Source organism: Caulobacter sp. CCNWLW153 (genome assembly GCF_036889365.1).
GTDB classification, from domain to species: domain Bacteria; phylum Pseudomonadota; class Alphaproteobacteria; order Caulobacterales; family Caulobacteraceae; genus Caulobacter; species Caulobacter radicis.
In genome coordinates this window covers 805,697-826,831 of record NZ_JBAKFV010000001.1, presented here as the reverse complement: position 1 = coordinate 826,831, position 21,135 = coordinate 805,697, and the positions used below count along the sequence as shown (strand labels likewise).

14 protein-coding genes and 1 pseudogene are annotated in these 21,135 nt (G+C 68.4%); 7 read left to right on the top strand and 8 right to left on the bottom strand.

Going from position 1 to position 21,135, the window contains the following annotated elements; all coding sequences use genetic code 11:
- Positions 1-1,076: 1,076 nt before the first annotated feature.
- From V6S85_RS03715 to V6S85_RS03700, 4 genes are all read right to left on the bottom strand, one after another.
- Complete coding sequence (locus V6S85_RS03715; protein ID WP_334348101.1) at positions 1,077-2,408, bottom strand: DUF5690 family protein; 1,332 nt, start codon at positions 2,406-2,408, stop codon at positions 1,077-1,079.
- A complete protein-coding gene (gene phnX, locus V6S85_RS03710) occupies positions 2,405-3,229 on the bottom strand; it encodes a phosphonoacetaldehyde hydrolase (protein ID WP_116563671.1) in 825 nt (274 codons plus the stop codon). Before phnX ends, V6S85_RS03715 begins: the two co-directional genes overlap by 4 nt.
- On the bottom strand, positions 3,226-4,368 hold the full coding sequence (locus V6S85_RS03705) for a TIGR03364 family FAD-dependent oxidoreductase (protein ID WP_334348100.1): 1,143 nt from the start codon (positions 4,366-4,368) through the stop codon (positions 3,226-3,228). Before V6S85_RS03705 ends, phnX begins: the two co-directional genes overlap by 4 nt.
- A gap of 99 nt (positions 4,369-4,467) precedes the next feature.
- Entirely contained in the window at positions 4,468-6,897 is a 2,430-nt protein-coding gene (locus V6S85_RS03700) for a TonB-dependent receptor (protein ID WP_334348099.1), read from the bottom strand.
- 188 nt (positions 6,898-7,085) lie between these two features.
- On the opposite strand from V6S85_RS03700, the gene V6S85_RS03695 reads away from it, so the two are divergent.
- From V6S85_RS03695 to V6S85_RS03680, 4 genes are all read left to right on the top strand, one after another.
- Positions 7,086-7,976 carry a LysR substrate-binding domain-containing protein gene (locus tag V6S85_RS03695; RefSeq protein WP_334348098.1) on the top strand — a complete coding sequence of 297 codons (891 nt, stop codon included), beginning with the start codon at positions 7,086-7,088 and terminating at the stop codon, positions 7,974-7,976.
- Positions 7,977-8,380: 404 nt separating this feature from the next.
- Positions 8,381-10,138 (top strand): ABC transporter permease, encoded by a 1,758-nt coding sequence (locus tag V6S85_RS03690; RefSeq protein WP_334348097.1) that lies wholly within the window; start codon positions 8,381-8,383, stop codon positions 10,136-10,138.
- A 12-nt stretch (positions 10,139-10,150) separates the two neighbouring features.
- Entirely contained in the window at positions 10,151-11,464 is a 1,314-nt protein-coding gene (locus tag V6S85_RS03685) for an ABC transporter ATP-binding protein (RefSeq protein ID WP_334348096.1), read from the top strand.
- A gap of 325 nt (positions 11,465-11,789) precedes the next feature.
- Entirely contained in the window at positions 11,790-12,182 is a 393-nt protein-coding gene (locus tag V6S85_RS03680) for a hypothetical protein (RefSeq protein ID WP_334348095.1), read from the top strand.
- Between the two features lie 127 nt (positions 12,183-12,309).
- Here V6S85_RS03680 and V6S85_RS03675 read toward each other — a convergent pair.
- The 4 genes and pseudogenes from V6S85_RS03675 to V6S85_RS03660 form a co-directional block, all read right to left on the bottom strand.
- Positions 12,310-12,553: pseudogene (locus tag V6S85_RS03675) on the bottom strand (transposase); the annotation flags it as partial.
- A 665-nt stretch (positions 12,554-13,218) separates the two neighbouring features.
- On the bottom strand, positions 13,219-13,416 hold the full coding sequence (locus V6S85_RS03670; protein WP_334348094.1) for a hypothetical protein: 198 nt from the start codon (positions 13,414-13,416) through the stop codon (positions 13,219-13,221).
- 63 nt (positions 13,417-13,479) lie between these two features.
- Positions 13,480-14,541 carry an ATP-binding protein gene (locus V6S85_RS03665; RefSeq protein ID WP_334348093.1) on the bottom strand — a complete coding sequence of 354 codons (1,062 nt, stop codon included), beginning with the start codon at positions 14,539-14,541 and terminating at the stop codon, positions 13,480-13,482.
- Positions 14,541-15,227, bottom strand: coding sequence for a response regulator (locus V6S85_RS03660; protein WP_116563649.1), 687 nt, complete (start codon positions 15,225-15,227; stop codon positions 14,541-14,543). Before V6S85_RS03660 ends, V6S85_RS03665 begins: the two co-directional genes overlap by 1 nt.
- A gap of 155 nt (positions 15,228-15,382) precedes the next feature.
- Here V6S85_RS03660 and V6S85_RS03655 point away from each other — a divergent pair, with 155 nt between their 5' ends.
- The 3 genes from V6S85_RS03655 to V6S85_RS03645 are packed head-to-tail and all read left to right on the top strand — an operon-like array spanning position 15,383 to position 21,100.
- Positions 15,383-16,537: an efflux RND transporter periplasmic adaptor subunit gene (locus V6S85_RS03655; RefSeq protein WP_334348092.1), complete on the top strand. Its 1,155-nt coding sequence runs from the start codon at positions 15,383-15,385 to the stop codon at positions 16,535-16,537.
- Positions 16,538-16,553: 16 nt separating this feature from the next.
- Positions 16,554-19,709, top strand: coding sequence for a multidrug efflux RND transporter permease subunit (locus tag V6S85_RS03650; protein ID WP_334348091.1), 3,156 nt, complete (start codon positions 16,554-16,556; stop codon positions 19,707-19,709).
- Positions 19,706-21,100, top strand: a complete 1,395-nt coding sequence (locus V6S85_RS03645; protein WP_334348090.1) for an efflux transporter outer membrane subunit — start codon at positions 19,706-19,708, stop codon at positions 21,098-21,100. The genes V6S85_RS03650 and V6S85_RS03645 overlap by 4 nt, the downstream gene beginning before the upstream one ends.
- The last annotated feature ends 35 nt before the right edge of the window (positions 21,101-21,135 follow it).

Below are 21,135 nucleotides of genomic sequence, written 5' to 3'. Positions count from 1 at the left end.
TCTCAAGGCTCCCTTTCAGAAGCCTTGAATCAGCAACCCCCGATTACCGCCAGCGCTTATTGAGTACGGACCCTAGGGGGGGACCAGCCATGACCAAGTCCGGGGGCTCGAGGCCGAACCCAAGTTGGCCGCACGACCAGCTCACATGCTCCATCCAACCCTACGCGCCGAACCTGCTTCCTGCTCACGCGGGATGGCAAACCGCCTCCCGCCCAACTGTTTCAACCTCACGAACCCACTGCGAGGAATTGGGCAACATGCACGCCAGCAACGTTGTGCAGGCATATTGGATAGAACGCGCAAGTAATTCCGCGTTTTGCAGCTAAAATGGAGCCAATGAGCTACGCCAGCACGGCCATGTGCTGGGCAGCTAACTAGGAAAGATCAGAGCGGGTTCTCGGCTTTCCGAATTGCCTGCAATCGCGACGCCAACGCGAATTCCGCATCCATATTGGCTGCAACTGTCCAAGATCGTTGCACAGGGTCGTCATGCGTTTCGGGCTAAGCTGACCCAGGCCGCAGCTGACATTCGAGATTGCATCGCCGGCGGCCATTTCTGGGCCTGAGCGGCCAGCAGATCAGCTTCGTGATCTTGGCAAGAAGCGCTGCCAAGCAGTTAGATTGGAGAGCGGCGATTTCGAATACTTCAGCCCGCAATCCTTACGGGCCGGCTTTATTGAGTCGACATACAACGCTGGCGTTGCGATCGGCGATATAATCGCGCACTCGCGCCACAAGAGGCCTCCCCCCATACGAGGTCGTATCAACCCGAAACTTACCGCGCCATCAATAACGGTAGGATTGGGAAATAGCGGAGCAACGCCCCCTCCTCCGCCTGTTCTCGCCGGGAGCAGGCGTTTTATTCGTTTCGAAACGTCTTTTCTTCGTTTGAACTGATATGCTCATAGTGCCGGTCCATGCGCTCTATCAGCTGGTCCAAGAACTCTGAACCTCCTCTCCGCTGAGGCAGCGACCTTCCCGATGGTCCAGGCGAGATTGTTCCAGCATCCCGGCAAATTCGGCCGAATCTGACATCCGTCAGGCTCCTTCCCGTTGAGCCCTACTCGCCCTCGCCCTCAGCCGCGCTTCGCCTCGATCGCCAGCGAGGGGGCAACTTCGCCAGGCGATCGGCCAGCCTTACGCAGAAGCACGTGCGCCGAGGCGGTTCCGACAAGACCGAGCATGCATGTTAAGTATGCCGCTCCGGACAGGAATTGGCTCCGGTTCAGCTCCAGCCGACCGAACGTCCGCACCAGCAGCAGCGCCACGCTGCCGACATAGCCGCTGGCGTCGGCCACATAGATCAGGAAGCCGGCGGTGCCGACGCTGCCAGTGGCGGCGATCATCCGGTCGAACAGGATGCCGTTGAAGGGCGTGTAGGCCATGTAGAGACCGGCGCCGCCCGCCACCATCCAGGTCACGGGTCCGACCAGGCCCAGCTGATGGCCGGCGGTGGAGAGGCCCAGAACCCCCAGGCCGGCGGCGATGAAGCCTAGGTTGAAACCGACCGCCCGACGATTGTCGTCGACCCGCATCAGCAGGGCCAGGCCCACCAGCACGACGATCGCCACGGGGATCTCCGACAGGGCGAAGATCGAGGCGGCGCCGTCGAAGCCCAGCTCGGTCCAGATCTCGGCCGCGAAATTGTCGCGGAAGTCGCGCAGCGCGGTCAGCAGCACGTAGACGCCGACCAGCAGGACGAGGACCGGCGCATGCCGCGCCCAGAGCACGGCCCGCGCCTTGGCGTCCATCGGCGCCCGGCGGATCCGCGCGGCCTCGTCGGCGGCGCTGGGCGGCGGCAGTTGGCTCAGGCCCGCCACGGCGATCAGCAGCAGGGGCGCGAAGATCAGGCCGGTCAGGGCCGGCATCCAGCGGTCGTCGACGCCTTGCAGCAGCAGCGCCTTGCCGACCGCCTTCACTGCGCCGGACGCCAGGATGAAGCTGGCGCACAGCATGGCGCCCAGCACTTCCGACAGTCGCCGCCCCTCAAGGAAGCCGAACACCAAGCCCCAGATCATGCCTAGGCACAGCCCGTTGGCGAACAGCGCCAGGGGGCCGAACACCGACGGCGCAGCGCCCAGACCCACCAGGGACAGTTCCGCCCCGCCGATCAGGGCCAGGATGGCCAGCGCCCGGCCTTCGGGCCGCATTTCCGAAATCACCTTGATGCCGATGATCTTCGACAGGGCGTAGCCGGCCACCTGAGCGACGACCAGGGCAACCTTGAAATCGCCCCGGAACGGCCAGCCGACGACGGTCTCGTAGCTGGCCGCAGCGAAGGGCTTTCGGTAGGCGTACATCGAGAAATAGGCCGCGAACGCCGCCAGACCGCCATAGAGAGCAAACGCCCAAGACGGCGCGGTCGCGAGGGCGCGCGTCAGGCGGCTGCTGGGGTCCGAACCGGTCATCGGACCGCTGCCGGCGGGATCTTGCCCGCCGCGATCCGGGTCGCGATCTCGTCGAGAACCGGTGACAGGTCGGCCACGGTCTCGACCACATAGTGCGCCCCGGCGTCGCGCAGCGCTTGGGCCGACGCCTCGATCCGTTGCCGCCTGTCAGGCTCGGGCAGGATCGCCAGGGCCTCGTGCGACAGGCCGACGCCATTGCCGGACGCCGACAGGCCGATGCTCCAGGCGCCGGCGGACAGCCCCTCGCCGATGCCGACGACGGCGTCATCGACCTTCACGCAGGCCGAAGCCGGCCAAGCGCCTAGCTCGACGAGGGCCTTCCACATCATCAGCGGCGAAGGCCGCCCCTCCAGCGTCTCGCCCGCGCACACCACCACGTCCGGCGCGTAGCCCTGCTCGGCGGCGAGCGGCAGTATGTCGGCCATCATCGGACGGGTGTAGCCAGTCGACGAACCGATCAGGACACCGTTAGCGCGGAGCTCAGCAACGAGTTCGGCCGCGCCGGGGATCAGCGCCGCGCACTCGCGGGCGGCGGCGCGCATTCTCGGCTCCACGGCGTCGTGCAGGCGGTCGACATCGGCCTCGGTCGAGGCCGCGCCATGATGCTCGCGCCAGGCGTCGGCGATGCGCGGCATGGCCAGCAGCGCCCGGATATGATCGCGCTTGGCCTTGCCCATGTCCGCCCGCGCCTCCGCCTCGGAGATCTCGATCCCCGCTTCGGAGAAGACATCGCGCAAGGCTAAGACAGGCGCGCGACAGCCGAAGTCGATCATGGTGCCGGCCCAGTCGAAGACGACGGCTCGGATGGGGCTGTGGGTCATGCGGCGGCTCCTTGCTGGGGCAGGTCGTAGAGGCCGGCGATCACCTCTTCGGCGAGGCCGAAGGCGGTCGAGGCGCCGGTGCCACTGGTCACCGTCACCAGACGGACGCGCGGCATCGGGGCTTCGGCGAGGCTGTGGCCGGCGGCCGAGGCGTAGGTGCCCGTCCAGCGCTCCAGCACCGGCGGCGGCGCCTGGCCGAACACCTTGGCGAACTCGTCCAGGATCAGGGCGTCGACATCGTCGCGGGCGAAGGGATCGGGCGTGGCGGCGTAATGGTGGCTGTCGCCGACCACCAGCGAGCCGTCGGCGCTCTGCACGACGATCAGATGGACGCCGTGCTCGAGGTGCCGGGCCTGCTCGGCGTGCAACCGCGCCCGCAAGGGGCCCGCCTGCGGCAGGTCGGCGTAGCCCAGGTAGCGGACGAGGCCGAGGTCGGACATCACCGGCGCGGGCAGCCGCCAGCCGGGCGCCGCCAGACGCATCATTTGAAGCTTGCAGCGCGTGACCTCGGCGCGAGCGAAATGCTCGGGGAAAAGCGTCGCCAGGTCGTCCCCCGGACAGACCACGATGGTCTCGGCGCGCACGACGCCAGCCGAGGTTTCGATCCGACCGGTCTCGACGTCACGGACGGCGACGCCGCGCAGAAAGGTCACGCCGTGGACGGCCTCCAGCCAGGCGGCCAGACGCGGGATGGCGGTGCGGGATTCGACGCGCAGGTCGACGGTGCTGGTCAGCGCGCCCAACACCTCGCCCTGCCCCGGCAAGCGACCTTCTAGCGCGTCGGCGCCGAGCCAGGCGCAGCCCTCGGCCATCTCGGTCTCGAGGAAGGCCTGCAACACGTCGCGAGCCTCGGGGCGTCGGGCGACCATGGTCAGGCCGCGTTGAAGCACCTCGATCCCGGCGGGGCCGGCGATCTCGTCCCAGACCTGCGCCGAGCGCCGCGCGCGCCGCCAGACCTCGCCCCTCGCCTGGCCGGTGACGGTCACAAAGCCGAAGTTGCGGACGGAGGCGCCGTTGGCCTGGGCGTCGCGGTCGATGACGACGACGCACTTGCCAAGACGGGCGGCGGCCAGGGCGTGGGCGAGGCCCACGATGCCGGCCCCGACCACGGCGAGATCGAATTGCTGTTCCAAGATCATCGTCCTGCGCCGCCCGGGCGGCTTCAAAATCACGAAGGAAAGGGCGGCCGCGCGGGAGTCCGAGGGGATTGCAAACACGCCCCGCGCGGCCGGGCCGGCCTAGAAGCTGAAGTTCAGGCTGGCCGAGACGGTGCGCGGCGCGCCGCGCGTGTAGCGTTGGGTGAACTCGTCCAGCATCCCGCCGATGTATTTCTCGTCGAACAGGTTGGTGACGTTGAGCTGCAGGTCGACGGCGCGGCCATCCTCCAGCGGCAGGCGATAGCCGGCCGACAGATCCACCAGGGTGTAGGCCGGGAGGTAGAGGCTGGCGGTGTTGGGCGCGTCGCCGGCGGTCTTGCCGGTGTGCTTGCCGCGGATCGAGGCGCGGAAGTTGTCGCGACTGTAGTCAAGGCCCAGCGACACCATGGTCTTGGGCGAACCGGGGACCTCGTTGCCCTTGGCCACCGGCTTCACCGACCCGGCGTTGGCCGTGCCGCCAGTGAAGGCCTCCTGGTAGACGGAGTCGTTCAGCGTCACGGCGGCGTTGAAGGTGAAGGCGTCGGTCAGGTCGTAGACGAGGCTGGCCTCGACGCCCTTGCTTTCCACGCCCTTGCCGGTGTTGGCGTAGGCCCCGGAGGTGCCGGCCGTGTAGTTGATGCCGCCGGCGCTGCCGCTCGGGCCGCCGGTGATGAAGTCGGCGGAGTAGAAGGTGATCGCGTTCTTGTAGTCGATATAATAGGCCGTCGCCTGGGCCGAGAACCGCTTGCCATGGAAGCGCAGACCGGCTTCGAAATCGTCAGCGACCGAGGACTTCAGCTTCGACGTGTCCGTCTGGGTCTTCTCCAGCGCCCAATCGCCCACCGCGCCGTAGTTCTGCGAGAAGCCGGCGAAGGCCTGCAGGGTGTCGTTGACGCGGTACAGGGCGCCCAGGCTGAACAGCACGTCGGAGTCGGCGTTCAGGGCGGTGCGCAGCGGGGCTACCGACTTGCCATAGGCGTCCCAGCCCTCGGTCTCGCCCTCGATGTCGATCAGGTACTTTTGCATCCCGCCGGTCAGGGTCAGGTCGCCCAGCATCCAGGTGTCCTGGGCGTAAAGCTTCCACTGGTCGGTGGAGAAGTGCTGCTGGAAGTCGATCAGCTGCGGGCTCCCGTAGTAGGCCGGGCCCTTGCGGATATCGACGATCTGGCGCCAGGCGCGGCCGAAGTCGCGATCCAGCTTCTCGTACCAGACGCCGGCCTCGACCTTGTGCTGGCCGAAGGCGAACTTGGCCTTCGACGTAAAGCCGTAGCGGTCGTGGGCGTAGAGGCTGGTGCGGTAGGTCTGCAGCGGCGTACAGGACGCCGACACCACGTTGCCGGCGCCGTAGCACAGCGACGAGGTGATCCGCGTGCCGTCGACGTCGGTATAGTCGAAGCCCTGGACGACGGCCCGCTGGCGGCCCGAAGCGTCGGTCCAGCCGTAATAGGCGCGCTTGCGGCTCGAGCCCGGCGCCGTGCCGCCGGCGATGGTGCGCACTCCGTTCGGATCGACTGCGATCTGCTGGTAGGGCGGCGCCCAGTCCCCCTGCCCTTTCTGCTGATGATAGTAGGGCGCGACCTCGAACTGGACGGCGTCGCTCAGGGCGTAGTCGAACTTGACGTAGGCCAGGGTGTTCTCGCGGTGCGCCGACCAGGCGTGGGCCCAGTTCTCGTTCACGCCCGCCGGAATGGTCGTCCAGGCCGGCACTGAGGCGTCGCCCGCAGTCGTGCTGTCGAGGAACGAGCGCGAGGCCTCGATCAGCGGATCGTCGACCGCGTCGTCATAGGACAGCCGGGCCGTGATCGTCAGCTTGTCCAGCTCGGTCACCGACTTGACCTCGGCGTGCCATTCGTCGAAGCCGCTGCCGTCGCTGCAGCGATAGACCCAGCGGCAGGCGGTGAAGCGCGCGACGCCGGCGTAGGCCCGGGTGGAGCCGCCCAGCACCCGGCCGGTGTCGTAGACGCCGGCGTAGCGGCGGGCCTCGTTGTCGCCCAGGCTGATCGAGATCAGGCCGCCGGCCTCTTCCTTCGGATCGCGGGTGACGTAGGCGATCGTGCCGCCCAGGGCCGAAGCCGAGGCCGAGCCGACGCTGGTCGTGCCCTGGTCGATCTGGATGCGGGCGACGTTCTCGCTCATCAGGAACTTCTGGGCCGGCGCGCCGCCCAGATAGTACGAGGCGTTGTAGGCCGGCATGTCGTCGATCGTCTGGCCGATCTTCGACGAGCGCAGGTTGATGTCGAAGCCGCGGATGTTGACGCCGTAGGTCCACGGGTCGGCGTTGAAGGCGTCCGAGCCCCGGATGGAAACGCCGGGCACGTCCTGGATGGCGTTGATGATGTTCATGGCCGCCGGCTGGGCGGCGATGGTGTCGGCGTTGACGATGGCGTTGCCGCGCGCGACGGGCGCGGCGGTGACCACCACGGTGTCGACGGTGTCGACGGATGCGGGCTCGTCGGCGGCCCGGGCCTGGCCGGCGACCAGAGCGATCGTGGCCGCGCCGCAGCTCAGCAGCGTCTTGAATGGCGTCTTCATCGGTGTCCCCTGGTCTCCGGTGAGCGGGGACGTCCTGCCGTCCCGGCGGCGGCTTCATGGGGCGCCGGAGCCGGGCGAGGCCAAGCGTTTGGTTGGATGGGGGTCATAGGCCTGGCCTATGGACGCGCTTCGTGACGGTTCGATCGTCACGCGTCCGTCACGGCCAGCGCCTATGGGAATCCTCCACCATGGCCGCCAACTACCAGCATCTGCGCGCCTTCCACGCGATCGCTCAGGAAGGCAGCGTCACGCGCGCCGCGCGTCGCCTGAACGTCGCCCAACCCACCCTGTCCCAGCAATTGAAGGCGCTGGAGGAGCGGCACGGCGTCAACCTGTTCGAGAGCCGCCGCTCGCCCCTGAAGCTGACAGGCGCGGGCCAGGACCTGTTCGCCCTGACCGAGCGCCTGTTCTCGGCCGCCGCCGATGTCGACGACATGCTGGGCGAAGCCGTCAGTCTGGACGGCGGGTCCTTGCGGATCGGCGGCGACTGCCCGCCGCAGGTCGCCCGCGTCGTCGCCCGGTTCCGGGCGCTGAGCCCCAACACCAGCGTCCAGGTGCGAATGGGCAACGCCCGCGAGACCATGCGCTGGCTGGCCGAGGCCGAGATCGACGCGGCCGTTGCCAGCGATCCCCCGGCCGACGGCCAGTTCACCTATGACCCGCTTTATACCGACCACCTCGCGGTCGCCCTGCCGAAGGGGCACGCTCTGACCGCCCTTGAGACAACGCCCATCGCAAGGCTGGCCGAAGAGACGCTGCTGATCCGCGAAGCCACTTCGAAGACGCGAGCTTTCACCGAACAGGCCTTGGGGGCGGCCGGCGTGGAGGTGCGCGAAACGCTCGAACTGCAGAACCGGGAAACCATCCGCGAGGCCGTCGCCCTGGGCCTGGGCGTCAGCGTGTTCTTCTCGTCGGAATGCCCGCCCGATCCTCGGATCGTCTATCGCCCGCTGTCGGGACTGGTGCGCGAGCAGCCTCTGCGCGGCTACCTCGTCTGCCAGCAGGACCGTCGACGCAGCGCCGTGGTGCGAGCGCTGCGGGCGATCGCCGCCGATCTCGCGGAGCCCGCCGCCGGCTAGCCAAGGCCGCCTAATCGACGATGTGCGACAGCGCGGCAGCTCCCTGTTCCCAGAACTTTCGGTGACTGAGAAGCACAGTAACGGCGTGCATGGAAAAGGATCGCTAGGTCAGCTTGGCCACGCCAGTTGCAGACATTGGCCTGGTACCGGGAACGAGACCTCAGGCCCAGGCGAGATCATTTTTGTCTTCGCCTCTTGACGCCGCTTGACAACGCCCGCCGACGGGCGCATCCCGCCGCCGCGCTCGATGCCGCGACGCAGCAACGACGCTTTCAATGGAAACCAAACCCCATGCCCAGCGACAGTCACAGTCGATCCAACACGCCGCGAACGGCGTCGCGCTAGGGGTTCAACGGGCTCCTTGCTGACGGCCGGTCGCGGCCACAGTCACAAGGACAAGCCCCATGGTTTTCCTCTCCGGAGACCTCAAGGCCGCGCGTCCGCTCGCGCGCTTTCTTCGCGCCGGAACCGTCCCCTCGTGGGCGGATCTGGTCGCCTTCCTCCTGCTCGCTGCCGCGGCCGTCCTGGTCGTGCGCGGGGCCGAGGACATGAGCCAGCCCCTGGCGGCCCTGCACGCCGCCCCGGTCACGCTGGATCCCGCTCGCCTGCCTGAATACGCCCTGCGCACGACGCTGCGGATGTTCGTGGCCCTGTTCGCCTCGCTCGTCTTCACGTTCACGGTCGCCACCCTGGCCGCCAAGAGCCGCAAGGCCGAACTCCTGATCGCGCCCGCCCTCGACATCCTGCAGTCCGTGCCGGTGCTGGGCTTCCTGACCTTTACGGTCACCTTCTTCATGGGCCTGTTCCCCGGCCGCCAGCTGGGCGTGGAATGCGCGGCGATCTTCGCCATCTTCACCAGCCAGGCCTGGAACATGGCCTTCAGCTTCTATCAGTCGCTGCGGACCATCCCGGCCGATCTGGACGACGTCAGCCGCCAGTTCGGCTTCTCGCCCTGGCGCCGGTTCGTCCGGCTGGAGCTGCCGTTCGCCACGCCCGGCCTGGTCTGGAACGTGATGATGTCGATGTCGGGAGGATGGTTCTTCGTCGTGGCGTCCGAGGCCATCACCGTGGGCGACACCACCGTCACCCTGCCCGGGATCGGCTCGTGGCTGTCGGTCGCCATCGCCCATCAGGACATGCGGGCCCTGGCGATGGGCGTGGCCGCCATGGCCGTGGTCATCGTGCTCTACGACCAGCTGGTGTTCCGTCCCGTCGTGGCCTGGGCCGACAAGTTCCGCTTCGAACAGACCGCCAGCCTGCAGCGCCCCGCCTCGTGGCTATACGACCTGCTGCGCCGGGCCGTCTGGATCCGTTCGCTGGCCCGGCCGCTGGTTAGGCTGCCCCGCGCCGTCTCCGGCCTGCGTCCGCTGGTTCGCCTACCGCCCCTGCGCCTGCCCGCTCCGCCCGCCGCGCTGGGCAGGGTCCTGGACGGCCTCTGGCTGGCGCTGGTCGCCATCGCGGTCGTCGGCGGCGCCGGGCTGCTGTGGTCGTTCCTCGACCAGCGCCTGACCCTTGGCGACCTGGGCCAGGTCTCGCTGCTGGGCCTGGCGACCCTGGTCCGCGTCGTCGTGCTGATCGGCCTGGCCACCCTCATCTGGGTTCCGATCGGCGTCTGGATCGGCCTGCGCCCGGCCTGGGCCGAGCGCCTGCAGCCGATCGCCCAGTTCCTGGCGGCCTTCCCGGCCAACGTGCTGTTCCCGTTCGCGGTGGCGGCCATCGTCGCCCTGCGCCTGAACCCCGACATCTGGCTGTCGCCGCTGATGGTGCTGGGAACCCAGTGGTACATCCTGTTCAACGTCATCGCCGGGGCCAGCGCCATTCCGGGCGACCTGAAGGAGGCCGCCGGCATGTTCGGCCTCAGGGGATGGCAGTGGTGGCGCCAGGTCGCGATCCCGGGGATCTTTCCCTACTACTTGACCGGCGCTCTCACCGCCTCGGGCGGGTCGTGGAACGCCAGCATCGTCGCCGAGGCGGTCAGCTGGGGGCACCAGCGCCTCGAGGCCGCGGGCCTGGGCGCCTACATCGCCAAGGCCACCGCCGCCGGCGACAGCGCCCGCGTCGCTCTGGGCGTGGCCGTCATGTCCGTCTTCGTCATCGTCTTCAATCGCGTGCTCTGGCGGCCGATGTACCGCTTCGCCGAGCGCCGTCTCCGTCTGGCCTAAGGGAGAGCATCCATGACCTGCTTCACCCCCACCCAATCGCCCGCCCTGGTCGAAGCCAAGGCCATCCGCCACCTGTACGGCAAGGCCGAAGGCGCGAACCTGCTGGTGCTCGACAATGTCGACCTGACCCTCGACGAGAACGAGATCGTCGGCCTGCTGGGCCGCTCGGGCTCGGGCAAGTCGACCCTGCTGCGGTCGATCGCCGGCCTCATCAAGCCGACCTCGGGCGAAATCGTCTTCCCGCCGCGCGAGGACGGCCCGACCACGGTCAGCATGGTGTTCCAGAGCTTCGCGCTCTTCCCCTGGCTGACCGTGCTGCAGAACGTCGAGGTCGGGCTGGAGGCCAAGGGCGTGCGTTCGGACGAGCGCCGCCGCCGGGCCCTGGCGGCCATCGACCTGATCGGTCTGGACGGTTTCGAGAACGCCTATCCCAAGGAGCTGTCGGGCGGCATGCGCCAGCGCGTGGGCCTGGCCCGCGCCCTGGTGGTCGATCCCTCGATCCTGCTGATGGACGAGCCGTTCTCGGCCCTTGACGTGCTGACCGCCGAGACCCTGCGCACCGACCTGCTCGACCTGTGGAATGAGGGCCGGATGCCGATCAAGTCGATCCTGATGGTCACCCACAACATCGAGGAGGCCGTGCTGATGTGCGACCGCATCCTGGTGTTCTCGTCCAATCCGGGCCGGGTGGTTTCGACGATCAAGGTCGACCTGCCCCAGCCGCGCAACCGCCAGGATCCGGCCTTCCGGACTCTGGTCGAGCGGATCTACGCCCAGATGACCCGGCCCGAACAGGGGGCGGCGGCCGCCCGCGACGGGGTCTTTCCCGGCATGGGTCTTGGCATGGTGCTGCCGCGCGTCTCGACCAACGTCATGGCCGGCCTGATCGAGGCGGTTTGCGCCGCTCCGTTCGACGGCCGGGCGCACATGCCCGACCTGGCCCGGGTGCTGCGGTACGAGGCCGACGCGCTCTTTCCGATCGCCGAGACCTTGCAGCTGTTGCGCCTGGCCGAACTGCGCGAGGGCGACCTGGTGCTGACGCCCACGGCCCGGCGCTACGCCGAGGCCGATGTCGACGCACGCAAGTCGATCTTCGCCCAGCAGCTGCTGGCCCACGTCCCCCTGGCCGCCCACGTGCGCCGAGTGCTGGACGACCGGCCCAGCCATGCCGCCCCCGCCCGCCGCTTCCGCGACGAACTGGAGGACTTCATGTCCCCCGACTACGCCGACCAGACCCTGCGGGCGGTGACCAACTGGAGCCGCTACGCCGAGGTCTTCTCCTACGACGAGGGCGCCGATCGCTTCTCGCTGGAAGACGCCGTCTAGGTCCGGGGACGAACCATGATCGTGAAAACTTTCCTGGGCGCGGCCATCGCCGCGTCCAGCCTCTTCGTCGCGCCAGCCGCGTGGGCGTCCGGCAACGAGCACGTGGTCGACGACGCGGCCGTGGAGACGCCGGGCGTTTGTCACCTGGAAGCGTGGACGACACGGTTCTCCCCGCGCCAGGGCTTGGCGAACCTGTCCCCGGCCTGCACGCGCAAGGCTTGGCCTCGGCTGGAGCTGGGCGCGGGTCTCCAGCATGCCTGGACCGCCGATGGGACGTCAGACACCTTAATCGGCCCGGCCCGGCCCGGCCCTGAAGCTGAATCTGATGCCCGAGGAAAAGGGCCTTGGCCTAGGGTTGGCCGGCTCGGCGGCCTATGGCTTGCGCGCTGGGCAGCTGGAGAGCGCCAGCCTGTTGATCCCGATGACCATCCCGGTCAGCCAGCGGCTGCGCGTCAATCTCAACGCCGGCTGGAGTTACGGCCGTATCGCTGCCCGGCGGACCGCGGTCTTCTCCGGCGCCCAGGTCGAGTTGGGGCTGCCCCACGATGTCACCATGATGGCCGAGGGATTCCGCCGTGGCGGCGGGGGTCCTGGCGGCCAGCTAGGCCTGCGCTGGAACCCGGGCGGCGGTCGCTTCGACCTCGATCTCGTTGCCGGTCGCCGGATCGATGGCGAGAGCCCAAGGGCGGTGTCGCTGGGCATCACCTTGCGCCGCTAGAACCAACCGCCTCGGGTCTTCTTCTGGAGATCACCTCGACGGTTGGCTCGCGCCATTTGCTGACCTTCGCATCTCTCCAGCAAGCGGGCCTTTAGCCCACCAGGCGCAGGAGCGATGGACCCTAGGCGGTCACGGCATGCAGCTTGGTGTTCATGCCGCCCTTGGTGCGTCCGATCAGCCGCACGAAGACGCCTGCCTCGCTGGTTTTAGAGGGTCTTGTGCGGCCCATAGGCCGCCGGGACGTCCCGCCAACGCAGCCCATTGCGGTTGACGAAGATGATCCCGATCGACACCCGGCGACCATCCACGCGAGGCTTGCCGTGGCTCTTGGGGAAATAGGGCTCCAGCCGAGCCGTCTTCTCGTCCGTCAGCCAATACGGGTCACCTCATGATCCAGACTCCTCAGGAGCCGAAATCAGATCGCGCCCCCATCAGTCGCACGCGGTCGCCGCGCCGCAGGAAGCCCGCCGCCCGCGAAGGCAGCCACAGCCCGGCTGACGGACGGCTCGTTCATCGCCTGGAAGTACCGCACCGACCCCGCCGTGGCGGGCGAGCGGGCGATCGTCGGCATCAGGAGCGTGTTGGAGGGGGCCTCGCCCCGCGATGTCGGCTTCAACCACGACCGCATCCTGCCGGCTCAAGCGCCGCCTCCCCCTGGCCGCCAGCAAGATCGCCGTGGCGCCTGGGCTGCACGGCGGCCCCGGCGCTCTGGTGATCCTCACCCGGCCCGACGCCGCCAGCCAAAGTACTTGCAGTGGTACCGCCTGCCGGCGCCCCTCCACTGACGCTGGTGGGATCGGCAAGGATGCGAAGCGACCTCCCAGGCTGCTTCGCAGCCGCTTTCATGGCGAGGGACGCTAGGCTCAGGACTCATAGCCAGAAGGGCACGATCGCGGCGAGGGCTTATCGCGGAGAGGAAGACGGTCGGGCATGCTCGCCGGTGCTCCGTCCGTTCGCTGAACCCGTATTTCTAGTCGGGCCAGCGCCATGAACGGACATTGCCACAGCACCAAGAACACGACCTTCGGGTTAGACGCTACAGGGGCGATATTCTGAAGAAACTGCCGAGGTCGGCGAAACGCGGATGGTTTTGGCCGGTCAGCGCGCGACCTGGCTCGACGGCCGAGGTGAACAAGGGAACCGCGACGTGCAGGATCATGATGTCGAGCACGATCGGCAGGTAGGCGGCGAGTACTAGGAACAGGACAAGCCAGCGATTGGCGCGGACGGCCATCGATTTTACCAAGGGACCACAAGGAGACGAGCGGCGAGGAAGGACGGCCTATCGGGGAAGCCGTCAGGGCTCGGCGCCGTCGCGGGCGAGCGGGATGGAGAACGCAAAGCGCGACCCGCCGAAGTCGGAGGGGCCAAGAGTGGCTTCCCCGCCGTGCGCGCGAGCGATCGACCGCACGACCGCCAGCCCCAAGCCCGAACCGTTACCGTCGGCGCGTCCACGCTTGAACGGAGCAAAGATGCTCGCGGCCATGTCCTCGGGCACGCCGGGTCCTGTATCCGCGACGCTGAACAAGGCTTCGTCGCCGGCCAGTTCGACCGTGATCTCAAGCGCGCCGGGCGTCGCGTGGAGGCGGGCGTTCTCCAGCAGCGCCATCGCCGCCTGCCGTATGCGGGACGGATCGCCGACCACTTCGGCGTCCGGAACGGTCCACCGCGCCGACAACCCCGACTGAGCAAGGACCGGGTCGTAGAGAGCCCGCAGCGGCATGATGATCGACGCCAGGTTCACGACCTCGAGCCGCAAGTAGAAATGACCGCTTTCTTCCAGGCTCAGCACACGCAGGTCCTCGACCAGACGCGTCAGACCGTCGACCTGAGCGCGCAGCATGGCAGTCCAGGCGTCGTCCCTGTCGAACACCCCGTCGGCGGCGCCCTGCAGCAGTCCGTTCAAGATGGTCAGGGGCGTGCGCAGTTCGTGCGCGATCGTCGCGTTCCATTGGTTGGCCTCGGCGACGGAGATCTCCAAGCGCCCGGCCATCTGGTTGAAGTCGGCGACCAGGTCGGCGATCTCGCCGAGGCTTTGGTCGCCTATGTCCGCGCGGGCGGCCAGATCGCCGCCGGCGATACTTCGGGCGGCGGCCGCGACCTGAACAACCGGCTGAACGATCCGACGCGTGAGGCTGCGCGCCGCGATCAGCGCGGTCGCCAAACCCACCACAAGCGACAGTGACAGCGCGATGTAGTCCACCGCCTGAAAGTGCATGGGAATATCGTCAGCCAGGCCCTGGCTGACGAACAACCAGAAAAGTAGCGCCCAACCGACAGTCGTCGACAGCAGGCCGCCGATGGCCACGATCGTCATGTAGATCGCGACCTTGCGGGTGAGACCCTGCAGTCCAAGCATCACTGCATGTCCAATCGGTAGCCCACGCCGCGCACGCCGCTGACCACGTCGCCCAAGCCAGCGGTTTTCAGCTTGTGGCGCAGCTTGCTCATGTGGCTGTCGACGGTGCGCTCCAGGACTTCCTCGCCCGGCAGGCAGGCGTCGACCAGTTCGCCGCGGGTGAACACGCGCTTTGGGTGACGGGCCATGAACTCGATGATGCGAAACTCCGTCAGGGTCAGGTCGAGGGGTTTCAGCCCATCATTCGACCGCACCGAGACGATGTAGCTGACCGGATCGACCTCCAGCCCGCCCAGTCGGATCACCCGGTCGGGAACCATGCCGGCCGTGCGCCTCAGCACCGCCTGCACGCGGGCGACCACTTCAGGCGGGCTGAACGGCTTGACCACGTAGTCGTCGGCGCCCATCCGCAGGCCCTGCAGCTTGTCGATATCCTGGTCCAGAGCGGTCATCATCACCACGGGCGTCGACCCGCGCCGACGGATCTCGCCCAGCACGGCCCAGCCGTCGAGCTTGGGCATCACGACATCGAGCAGGACGATGTCGGGCCTGAGCAGGGCGTGAAGATCCAGCGCCACCTGGCCGTCGTGGGCTCGGGCGGTCCGGAAACCTTCGCGGACCAGATAGCGATCGAGGATCTCCGCGATCGCCGCCTCGTCCTCAACGATGAGTGCAAGCGGGTTCATGACGGCTGCTTGGCATAGCCGCGGATCATGAGCCAGATCGTCGCGGTCCGCTCCATCGCTCCTCCACAATCCCTCCACACAGCGCCAACGATGCCATGCGAGTTGCCCGGCGTCATCGCGCGGTCGTCCGTCCGCGCCAGTGGAGAACGACGCCGATGAACCCGTCCTTGCGCATGATCCTCGTTGGGGGAGCCGCTTGCCTGGCGCTCGCCCTGGCCGGCTGCGGCGGCTCCCACAACGGAGAACAAGGTCCGACCGTGGCCGAAGTCACCTTCGCGGTCGCCGGCGCCGCTCCGGTCCAGCTAACCGACGACCTGCCCGGTCGGGTGGTGGCCTATCGCATCGCCGAGATCCGGCCCCAGGTCGGCGGCCTCATCCAGCGCCGTCTGTTCACCGAAGGCGCCGAGGTTCGCGCCGGCGCGCCGCTGTTCCGGATCAACCCCGCTCCGTTCCAGGCCGATCTCGACAGCGCCGTCGCCGCCCAGCGCCGCGCCGAGGCGACCCGCAACCAGGCCCGCGTCCAGGTCGATCGCCTGCGGCCTCTGATCGAGGTCGACGCCGTCAGCCGCCAGTCGTTCGACAACGCCGTCGCAACCTTCGAACAGGCCGAGGCCGACGTCGCCGCCGCCCGCGCCACGGCCCAGCGCCGCCGCCTGGACCTGAACTTCGCGACCATCACCTCGCCGATCTCGGGGCGCATCGGCGCATCAGCCGTCACCGAAGGCGCGCTGGTCAGCGTCGGTGGAACCGACCCCCTGGCCACGGTGCAGCAGATCGACCAGGTGTTCGTCGACGTGCGCCAGCCGGCCGCGCGTATGCTCGAACTGCAGAAATCGGGCGGCGCCGGCGCCGACGCGGTCGAAATTCTCGACGCCGAAGGAGCGGCCACGGGCCAACGCGGCAAGCTGCTGTTCTCCGAACTTGTCGTCGATCCTGGCACGGGCGACCTGCGCGCCCGGGTGCTGGTCGACAACCCGAGCCGCAACCTGCTCCCGGGCATGTTCGTGCGCGTGCGTTTGCCCAGCGGCGCGCCCAAGACCGTGGTCCGGCTCCCCCAGCAGGCCGTGTTCTTCGCCGCCGGCAAGCCGCAGGTGATGGTCCTGAAGGGAACCGGCGCGCCCGAGCCTCGCCCGATCACGGTCGGGCCGGTCGTCGACGGCCAGTACGTGGTGCTCAGCGGTCTCGCCGCCGGCGAGCGCGTGATCATCGAGGGCCGTGATCGCCTGATGCCTGGCGTCGCGGTCAAGGCCTCGCCGTGGAAGTCGGCGGCCTCCGGCCAACCCCAATCACAGCCTCAGTCGCAGCGCTGAACCGAGAGCTGACATCATGTCCCAGTTCTTCATCAACCGCCCCGTCTTCGCGTGGGTGCTGGCCATTTTCATCATCCTGGCCGGGCTGCTGGCCATCCCGCGCCTGCCGATCGCGCAGTTTCCGTCGGTGGCCCCGCCCAGCGTCTCGATCTCGGCGACCTATCCCGGCGCCACGACCCAGGCCCTGACCGACAGTGTCATCGCGCCGATCGAGCGCGAGCTCTCCAGCGTCAAGAACCTGCTCTATTTCGAGAGCTCGGCCGACACGACCGGCATCGCGACCATCACCGTCACCTTCGGGCCGGGCACCGACCCGCAGATGGCGCAGGTCGACGTCCAGAACCGCCTGAAGACGGTCGAGGCGCGCCTGCCCCAGGCCGTGCGCCAGACGGGCGTCACCGTGGACTCGGCCTCGTCGGGCTTCCTGATGATGGTCTCGCTCGTCTCAAAGGACGGCGCCTTCGAGCCCCAGGAGCTTGGGGACTACATGGCGCGCAACCTGGTCAACGAGCTGCAGCGGCTGCCCGGCGTCGGCAAGGTCCAGAGCTTCGCCTCGGAACGCGCCATGCGGATCTGGGTCGATCCCCAGAAGCTGGTCGCCTACGACGTCGCGCTCAGCGACGTGACCGCCGCCATCGCCGCCCAGAACCAGCAGCTCGCGCCTGGCCGCCTGGGCGACACGCCGTCGGTCGCCGGCCAGCTGGTCAGCGTGCCTTTGACCGCCTCGGGCCAGTTGCAGACACCCGAGCAGTTCTCGGCCATTACCCTGCGCGCAAACGCTGACGGCTCGCGCCTGACGCTTGGCGACGTAGCCCGCGTCGAGCTGGGCTCCCAAACCTACGCTTTTGAATCGACCGACAATGGCCAGCCCTCGGCGATCGCCGCGGTCCAGCTCGCGCCGGGCGCCAACGCCGTAAAGACCGCCGACGCCGTCAAGGCTCGCATGCAGGAGCTGGCGCCTGCCATGCCTGCCGGCATGGGCTATCTGATCCCCTACGACACCGCCCCCTTCGTCAAGGTCTCGATCGAGAAGGTGCTGCACACCCTCATCGAGGCGATGGTGCTGGTGTTCCTGGTGATGTTCCTGTTCCTGCAGAACGTCCGCTACACACTGATCCCGTCGATCGTCGCCCCGATCGCCCTTCTGGGCACGCTTGCGGTGATGTTGCTGGCGGGCTTCTCGATCAACGTGCTGACCATGTTCGGCATGGTGCTGGCCATCGGCATCATCGTCGACGACGCCATCGTCGTGGTCGAGAACGTCGAGCGGATCATGGCCACCGAGGGCCTGTCGCCCAAGGCGGCCACCCAGAAGGCCATGAAGGAGATCACCGGCGCGGTCATCGGCATCACCCTGGTGCTGTCGGCCGTCTTTATCCCCATGGCCTTCGCCTCGGGTTCGGTCGGGGCGATCTATCGCCAGTTCAGCCTGGCCATGGCGACGTCGATCCTGTTCTCGGCCCTGCTGGCCCTGACCCTGACGCCGGCCCTGTGCGCCACGATCCTCAAGCCGATCGCGCCCGGTCACCACGAGAAGAAGGGCTTCTTCGGCTGGTTCAACCGCAGCTTCGACCGCATGACCGAGGGCTACGCCGACGGCGTCACCCGCCTGCTCAAGCGTACGGGCCGGGCCATGCTGGTCTTCGTCGCCCTGCTGGTCGTGCTGGGCGTGACCTTCACCCGCCTGCCGGGCGCCTTCCTGCCCGACGAGGACCAGGGCAGCTTCATGACGATGATCACCCTGCCGTCCGACGCCACCGTCGAGCGCACCCGTTCGGTCATCAAGCAATACGAAGCGCACCTGGCCGAGCGTCCGGGCGTCTCGGGCAACACCTCGATCATCGGCTTCGGCTTCGCCGGCTCGGGCCAGAACGTCGCCATGGCGTTCACTAACCTGATCGACTGGGACAAGCGCGGCGACGTGACCGTCCACAAGGAGATCGCCTCGGTCCAGGAAGCCATGGCCGGCGTCAAGGACGGGACCGTCATGGCCCTGAACCCGCCGGCGATTTCGGAACTGGGCACCTCGTCGGGCTTCGCCATGCGTCTTCAGGACGTGCGGGGCCAAGGCTCGGCCGCCCTGGCCGCCGCCCAAGGCAAGCTGCTGGAACTGGCCGCGGCCAATCCGAAGCTGGCCATGGTCTATCCCGACGGCCTGCCGGACGGCGCCAGCGTTCGCCTGGACATCGACCGCGAGAAGGCCGAGGCCCTGGGCGTGTCGTTTGACGCCATCAGCAGCACGCTGTCGGCGGCGATGGGCTCGGCCTACGTCAACGACTTTCCCAACAACGGCCGGATGCAACAGGTCATCGTCCAGGCCGAACCGAGCGCGCGCATGCAGATCCAGGACGTCCTGGGCCTCTATGTGAAGAACCGCGCCGGCGGCATGGTCCCGCTCAGCGCCTTCGTCACCCCGCGCTGGGAAGAAACCCCGCTGCAGCTGGTCCGCTACAACGGCTATCTGTCCTCGCGCATCGCCGGCAGCGCCGCCCCCGGCGTGTCGAGCGGCCAGGCCATGGCCGAGATGGAAGCCATGGCCGCGCAACTGCCGCCCGGCTTCTCGGTGACCTGGACCGGCCAGTCGCTGCAGGAGCGCCAGAGCGGCAACGAGGCGCCGATGCTGATGGTGCTGTCGATGCTGGTGGTCTTCCTGGTGCTGGCCGCCCTCTACGAGAGCTGGACCATCCCGCTGTCGGTCATGCTCGTGGTCCCGCTGGGCCTGATCGGCGCGGTGGCCGCCACCATGATCCGGGGCCTGCCCAACGACGTGTTCTTCAAGGTCGGCATGATCACGATCATCGGCCTGTCGGCCAAGAACGCCATCCTGATCGTCGAGTTCGCCAAACAACTGCGGGAGAGCGGCAAGGGCCTGGTCGAAGCCACCATCGAGTCGGCGCGCCTGCGCCTGCGCCCGATCATCATGACGTCGCTGGCCTTCACGCTGGGCGTCGTGCCGCTGATGATCGCCGCCGGCGCCAGCGCGGCCACCCAGCACTCGATCGGCACCGGCGTCTTCGGCGGCATGCTGACGGCGACCTTCCTGGCGATCTTCTTCGTCCCGGTCTTCTTCGTCTTCGTGCTGACGAGCGTCGACCACCTGCGCGCCCAGCTTCAGCGCATCCGCCTTCCGCGCTTCGGGCGCGGCCAATCGGGCAAGGGAGCCTGCTCATGACGAAAGCCCACCTCGCCATGGCGGCGGCCGTCGCCCTCACGCTCGGCGCCTGCCAGTCCTATCCGGTCCGCACGCCGGATCTCTCCGTCCTGCCCGCGGCCTACCCGGCCGCGGACGTCGCCGGCGGCGTCGCCGTCGCCGACCAGGACTGGACCTCGGTCGTCCGCGATCCGCGGCTGGCCAGGCTGATCACGCTGTCGTTGACCGATAGCCGCGACCTTCGCGTCGCGCTGCTGGAAGTCCAGGCCGCCCGGGCGCAACTGCGCGCCCAGGACGCCTCGTTCTTCCCGCAGGTCCAGGCCGGGGCCCAGCACTCGGGCACGCGCCAGCCGATGATGCAGGGCATGCTCCCGGAGACGACCACCGTCGGCCTGTCGCTGACGGCGTTCGAACTGGACCTGTTCGGCCGCCTGCGCGCCCAGTCGCAAAGCGCCTTCGCCGCCTATCTGGCGGCCGAGGAAGGCGCTCGGGCCGCGCGCCTCACGCTGGTCTCGGCCGTGGTCGAGGCCTACCTAGCCGAACGGGCGGCGGACGAGCGGCTGCAACTGGCCCATCTGACAGCCAAGGACTGGTCCGCGTCGCTCGACCTGACCCGCCGGCTCAAACAGGCCGGACAGTCGGACGGCGTCGATCTGGCCCAGGCCGAAGGCCAGGCCAGGACCGCGCAGGCCGAACTCGAGGCCGCCGAACGCGGCCATCGCCAAGCCCTCAACGCCCTGGCCCTGGTCGTCGGCGCGCCCCTGCCGTCCGACCTGCCCGCGCCCATGGCGCTGGCCGAGCAGCCGGTGCTGACGGAGATCGCCGCCGGCCTGCCGTCGGACCTACTGTCCCGGCGGCCGGACATCCTCCGTGCCGAACAAGCCTTGAAGGGCGCCCAGGCCGACGTGCGCGCCGCCAAGGCCGCCTTCTTCCCGACCCTGTCCCTGACGGGCCAGTTCGGCTTCGCCTCCGGTGATCTCGACAAGCTTTTCGACCGTTCGTCGCGCACCTGGACGTGGACGCCGCAGATCACCGCGCCGCTGTTCCAGGGCGGACGGCTGCGCGCCCAGCACAGCCTGGCCGACGTGCGCAGCAACGTGGCCGTCGCCAACTACGAGAAGGCCGTCCAGACGGCGTTCCGCGAGGTCGCCGACGGCCTTGCGGCCCGCGCCACCTACGGCGGCCAGATCGAGGCGCAGGTCGGCGTCGTGGCCGCGGCCGAGCGCCGGGCGGACTTGTCCCAGCGCCGCTTCCGCGCTGGCGTGGAAAACCGCATCGAGCTGCTCGACGCCCAGCGCAGCCTCCATGCCGCGCGGCAATCCCTGATCCAGCTTCGGCAGGAGCAGGCCGTCGCTTCCATCAACCTCTATCGGGCCCTGGGCGGCCCGATGGCGCGCGCGACCTACGGGTGACGGGATCTGGGCGGCGAGATCATCGCCGCCCTCCA